The sequence below is a fragment of the Nocardia sp. NPDC057455 genome, from assembly GCF_042802775.1.
In the GTDB taxonomy this organism is placed as follows: domain Bacteria; phylum Actinomycetota; class Actinomycetes; order Mycobacteriales; family Mycobacteriaceae; genus Nocardia.
This window is the reverse complement of the sequence record NZ_JBHVDM010000171.1, coordinates 1-5,347: the sequence shown is the minus strand read 5'-3', so window position 1 is coordinate 5,347 and position 5,347 is coordinate 1. Positions and strand designations below refer to the sequence as shown.

At 67.4% G+C, this 5,347-nt stretch carries 3 protein-coding genes and 1 pseudogene; 2 read left to right on the top strand and 2 right to left on the bottom strand.

The features are described from left to right. Nucleotides 1–488, bottom strand: a pseudogene (locus ACFU5M_RS33945) (LuxR family transcriptional regulator); the annotation flags it as partial. Between the two features lie 206 nt (nucleotides 489–694). On the opposite strand from ACFU5M_RS33945, the gene ACFU5M_RS33940 reads away from it, so the two are divergent. Further along, the gene (locus tag ACFU5M_RS33940) at nucleotides 695–2,350 is read left to right on the top strand and encodes an FAD/NAD(P)-binding protein (protein ID WP_379055622.1); all 1,656 of its coding nucleotides are present in this window, start codon (nucleotides 695–697) and stop codon (nucleotides 2,348–2,350) included. A 134-nt stretch (nucleotides 2,351–2,484) separates the two neighbouring features. Here the strand turns inward: ACFU5M_RS33940 and ACFU5M_RS33935 are convergent, their stop codons facing one another. Continuing rightward, nucleotides 2,485–4,668, bottom strand: coding sequence for a hypothetical protein (locus ACFU5M_RS33935; RefSeq protein ID WP_379055620.1), 2,184 nt, complete (start codon nucleotides 4,666–4,668; stop codon nucleotides 2,485–2,487). Nucleotides 4,669–4,990: 322 nt separating this feature from the next. On the opposite strand from ACFU5M_RS33935, the gene ACFU5M_RS33930 reads away from it, so the two are divergent. Continuing rightward, on the top strand, nucleotides 4,991–5,329 hold the full coding sequence (locus ACFU5M_RS33930) for an STAS domain-containing protein (RefSeq protein WP_379055624.1): 339 nt from the start codon (nucleotides 4,991–4,993) through the stop codon (nucleotides 5,327–5,329). Nucleotides 5,330–5,347: the final 18 nt, after the last annotated feature.

The following is a 5,347-nucleotide window of genomic DNA, read 5'->3' as shown; positions in this document are numbered from 1 at the left end:
GGTGTCGACAGCGCGTTGACCACCTCGATATCGGCGGCCCGGAACGGCTTGCGGCCGCGCTCTCGAAACAGGCTCAGTTGCCCCCACGGCTGCCCGTCCACTCGCAGCACGGCACGCAATTCGTCCTCGAAACCGCGCGGGCACATGAAGCTTCGGTACAGCGGGCTGAGGGCGGGCCGGTCGCCGGTCACCTCCCGCAACCCCGCCACCGGCACCGAGGCCAGCGCCAGATCACGGAAAAGGTTCACATGCTCGGCGAAGAGCTCTGATTCCCAATAGGTTCCGCAGCCACCCTCGTGCAGGTTCTCCACCCGTACCGGCGCGGTGGTCAGCCCGTTGATCGGATCGGTGGCCACCCATACAGCGGCATCGAACGGCGCGATGCGACGCAACCGGTCGGAAGTCTCGGCGAACAGCGTGTGCGCGTCGGGCGCTTGCGCGATGCCGGTGCACAGCGCGTCGACGGCGCGCCGAGTGGGCGTGGTCATCTTCGTCATCCTGGTGTTCCGCCCATTCACCCGCCATCCCGCATATGAGGGATAAGCCGCGGCCCAGAGGCGAAATTCCCTCGATCGCGGGATGCCGGGACCAGCCGCAGCCGCCGAGTCTGGTCAACGCACGGCAAAGGCGGTCCGCAAAGGCCACGGCGCCGCAGCCGCGCTCACTGCGCACCTCGACGAAAGAAGGCACAACCATGCATATCGGCATCATCGGTGCAGGCGCCGCGGCGGTCGCGTTGCTCGACGCGCTCGCCGCCGCCGATCGCGCGCCCGGCAGCATCACCGTGTTCGACGGCTCCCCCGCCGTATGGCGCGGCCGCCCGTACCAGCCGGACCTGGAGGCAGTACGAGTGAACGCCCCACCCGCCCTGATGTCGGCGCGCGCCGACGACCGCGCCCACTACGAGCGCTGGCTGCGCGACCGCGGCAACGGGGCAGGGCACCTCGACGAGGGTCCCGGCGCGCCCGTCGCCGGGGCGGAGCCGTCCGGCGGACGCCCGGAACGGACGGGGCGCACCGCCGCCTCGCGGTTCGGCCGGGACGAAGACACCGGGCGAGACATCGGTGACGGCCCGGTCGAGGCGTCCTCCGCCCGCGCCGTCGAGCGGATGCGGCGCGGTGACGACGTGGAGCAGTACATCGATGAAGATCTCGGCGTTCCCCTCGTCCCGCGTGGTGTCTACGGCGCATACCTGGAGCAGACCGCGCATGCCGCGATCTCGCGGTTGCGCGCCCGCGGCCGGCGTGTGAGCGTGGTGAACGCCCGGGTTACCGGTTTCACCCGCGAGAGCAGCGCTGTGCTGCACACAGATGACGGCGGCAGCCATCGGGTGGACCGCGCCGTGCTGTGCGTCGGAAGTGGCCGTCCGCGTGACCATTACGGGCTGGCCGGCACACCCGGATATGTGAACGAGCCCTACCCCCTGGCGACCACGACGACCGATATCGCGTCCGGCGCGCACGTCGCGGTCATCGGCAGCGGGTTGACCGCGGTCGATATCGCCGCGGCACTGACGGCCAACGGCCATACCGGGCCGATCACCTTCCTTTCCCGCAGCGGCGTGCTGCCCTACGTCCAGCAGCGGCCGTTGCCACTGGCGCCGAGGTACCTCACGCCACCCCGGGCGCTGGAACTGGCCGAGCAGGGCCCGCTACCCGTCACCCGGCTGGTCGAACTCATGCGCGCCGAATTGGCGGATTCGGGGCAGGATTTCGAATCCTTCGCCACCGAGATCCTGGAAACCGAGACCGAGGATCCGCCCACCCGCTTGCGCCGCCAATTGGACGCGGTCGATTCTCCCCACCATGGCCGCCGCCTGCTGACCATGGCGATCCGGACCCTGGGTCCGATCCTCTGGCCCGTGCTCGCCGAGCAGGACCGGACGATGCTGCGCGAGAGATATTTCCGGACCATCAGCAGCCTCAGCTCCCCGATGGTGCCACACAACGCGCGCATCATCTTGCGCCTGCTGGATTCGGGGCAGTTACGGCTGCGGCCGGGTGTCACGAAGCTGACGGCCCGGCCAGGCGGTGGTTTCACGGTGTTCGACGGCACCGCGTGGCCCGCCGACATGGTCTTCAACGCCGTCAACCCACCCGCTTACACCACACCGCAGGAGGCCGAACCGCTACTCGGTGCGCTGATCGCCACCGGCGCGGCGGAACTCGCGCCGACCGGCGGTCTGCGCACCGAGCCCGGCACCCGCCGCCTCCTCGTCGGCGACCATCCCGATCCCACCTGGCACGCCCTCGGCAACCTGGCCGCGGACTCGATGTTCATCGCCACCAATCCCCCCGGCCTCGCCGCCGAAGCCTCGATTCTCGCGGGCCACCTCACGATTCCTCGGTGATGTGATCAGCCTCGCGGACTCGAGCGAGCCGCCGCCCTCGCCGGACTCGCAACGAGATCGACCCTGCGGATGGCAAGGGACTCGTCGACGAACTGGTCTCGGTGGGCAAGCGGGCGGCCCTGCCCGCTGATCGTTCAGGCAGCGGTGCCTGCGGCTGCCGCCGCATCCGTCGTGTCGAAGATCCTCCGGCGCATTCGCCCCGGTGCGGCACGCATGTCCCGCACAAGACCTTCGATCCGAAGGGTGGCCTGCTGTTGATCGAAGTAGCTGCCCGAGGAGCTGGTGACCACCATGAACAGGAGCGCGACAGCTATCCCGGCGGTTCCGGCATGACGCAGCGACAACTGGTGGGTGCGGCACACGAAGACCGCGAACCCGAACAGCACAGCAGAGCCGCCGATGAACTGGACGACCGACAACAGGGGTTGGCCGCGATAGCGCGTGTGTCCCTTACGCTTCGGGGTACGCAGACGTACCGTCCGCAGCGTGAGCACGACAGCGTCGACGGCGAGGAGCGCGGCCACCATGATGCCGAAGATCGGCAGTCGCGAGCCGATGTCCCCGGCCTGGCCGATCAGAACCACGCTGGTGCCGGTGAGCGCTACCGCGAGGAAGAACCCGCAGTGGCTGAGGCTGATCACCGAGCCGAGAATGGATCCTCGTGCGATCTGCTCGAACCGGGGGATCAGACGGTGCGCAGAAGTGCCGAGCGGGGCGTCGCGGAACTCCACGCCGTGCCCGGGCGGCTCGGAGTCGGTGACATCTTCAACGTCGGCGCGTCGATGTCGTGGACGAGCAAGCACGTCCATCCGTCGTAGCGAATACATCATGTGGTGCCGCTTGCGCAGCTCCGAACTCGCGACGTGCGATGGCAGCGGTGGCCGAACGAAGACGGTGCCCTCGATGCTCCACTGGTTGAGCAGAAGGAGGTACTCGCTGAGCACGATCGCGACGACCAGGGCCGACAGCCATGCGAGACTTCCGGCATCGAGGCGTTCTTGCGCCGCCGCGAAGAAGACGAAGCCGATGCGGGCGCCGTACCCGGTCGAGCAGACCGCGACGAGGGTCGCTGCGCGCCAGCCGAGACTCTGCGCGGCGCTGTTCAGTGGATTCTCGCGGAAGTGCTGCTTCCAGTGCTCGTAGAGGTAGAAGGCGATGACGAAATACAGCGAGAACGCACCGATCGCCGCCCACCACAGCAGCGAGAAGCGTAGGGGGAGTGCGAAAGCGGTGAAGATGACGACGCGAAAGATCATGGTCCGCGCGACCGTTCTTTCTCGCGCCGGTGTCAGCTCGAATCTGCTGCGGCCGCGAGTATCTCGGGCGGGATGGCTCCGGTCGAACGCACGGTCACGAATGTCGTTGATCTGATAGCGAATCGGATAGGCGACGAGCTCGATGAACGCCCACATCATCACGCCCTGTGCCAGGGTCACATGCCCGTCGCTACTGGCGAAGTAGGCGGCCGGTAGCCCGAATGCCGTGATGATGGGCTTCACCGCGTGGTCGCTCAACAACCGCGGGTAGACGAGAAATCTGAGGAAGCGATGGTGTTCGTCGGCTTCGGCGTGCCTACGAGCAGAAGTTTTCGCGGCCTCGACACCGTTCTCCCACAGTTCGTGGGTGTATTCACGGGGATTGGCGGCCAGGGAGACTGCGTAGCGCCCCACCATGAACAGTGCCCAGCTGTAGCCGAGGGCGGCCACGACGAGTGTCGGTATCGATTCTATGAACCGGAGGGGGATCGCGATCCCGGCGATGAGAATGACGAAGCAGCTGATCCACAACATGGCATTGAGCGGCCGGATGCTGAATCGGCGCCGCTGCTCGGACACGAAGGCGCCCAGCATCTGCTCCGAGGACGGAACCGGTCGCTTCGTCCATGTCCCGGCACCGTCGACGGCGGTGATGGTCACCGGCCGCATGCGGTTCACGTGACGCTCGATGTCTGTGGTGTAGACCCCGAGCGACAGGTATCGGCTCGCCGCCTCGAGCACGATGATGGCGACCAGAATCGCCAGAATCGGCATCGCCGCGTAGACAGCGTTCCAGCCGGCCGGGACGCATTTGTCGACGGGGTCGTTCGGCTTGCACGGACGCGGGATATTGAACATTCCGGCCGCGATCAGCGCGGCGCCGACGGTGGCCGACGTGAAGGCTGTCGTCAAGCTGCCGGTCAGCTTGGCTGTCGCGGCCGACAGTTCCTGCATGAGCAGCCCGAGGTCTTTGTCCGGGTCCAGGCCATCCGATGGTCTTTGTTTCGGGATGACGTCGTAGGGCGTCACATCCGGTGTCCGTGCGGGGGCTTCTTCGGCCAATTGATCATCTTCTCCGAGCACGCGACGTCGGACCTGAGCCGACGCTTTTCGCACCCTGAAATGGTAGATCCGCCGGTGAGCGCGTTGTGTCGGCCGAACGACCGATACCGCGCGGCGTGACCGCCTTCGCCGACCACGCGCATTCGACTCGCCCGGCTGCGGGACATGGCCGCCGCGAGGCCGACTCCTACTCGGGCGAGCCGGTCGGCCAACGGGGTATGGTTGCCTCTATGAACACTCAAATGTTGCGAATCCGCCGCGATTTGTGTGTTGTGATGTTGTGACCAACACTTCCGGAGACGCGTATCCCCTCGCGGACACGATGACCACCACAGTTGCGGCGCACGACGGCGCGACGGTGCTGACGGTGGCCGGCGAGGTCGATCTGGCGACAGCCCCCGCGCTGGAGAACGCGATCGATGCCATTCTCAGCGGCAAGCCCGCGGCCCTGATCATCGACCTCACCTCGGTCAGCTTCCTCGCCTCGGCGGGCATGGCGACACTCGTGGCCGCTCACCAGCGCGCGGGCTCGACCACCGCGATCGCCGTCGTGGCCGAGGGCCCGGCGACCAGCAGGCAGCTGAAGATGACCAGCCTGGATCAGGTGTTCGCGCTGCATTCGACGCTGGACGCCGCGCTGGCGGCGCTCCACCAGAGATGACCCCCGCCGCTGCCGCCG

Excerpts from the sequence above, each read along its gene's own strand:
- ACFU5M_RS33940 (WP_379055622.1), top strand. The coding sequence starts at position 695 with ATGCATATCGGCATCATCGGTGCAGGCGCCGCGGCGGTCGCGTTGCTC.
- ACFU5M_RS33930 (WP_379055624.1), top strand. The coding sequence starts at position 4,991 with ATGACCACCACAGTTGCGGCGCACGACGGCGCGACGGTGCTGACGGTG.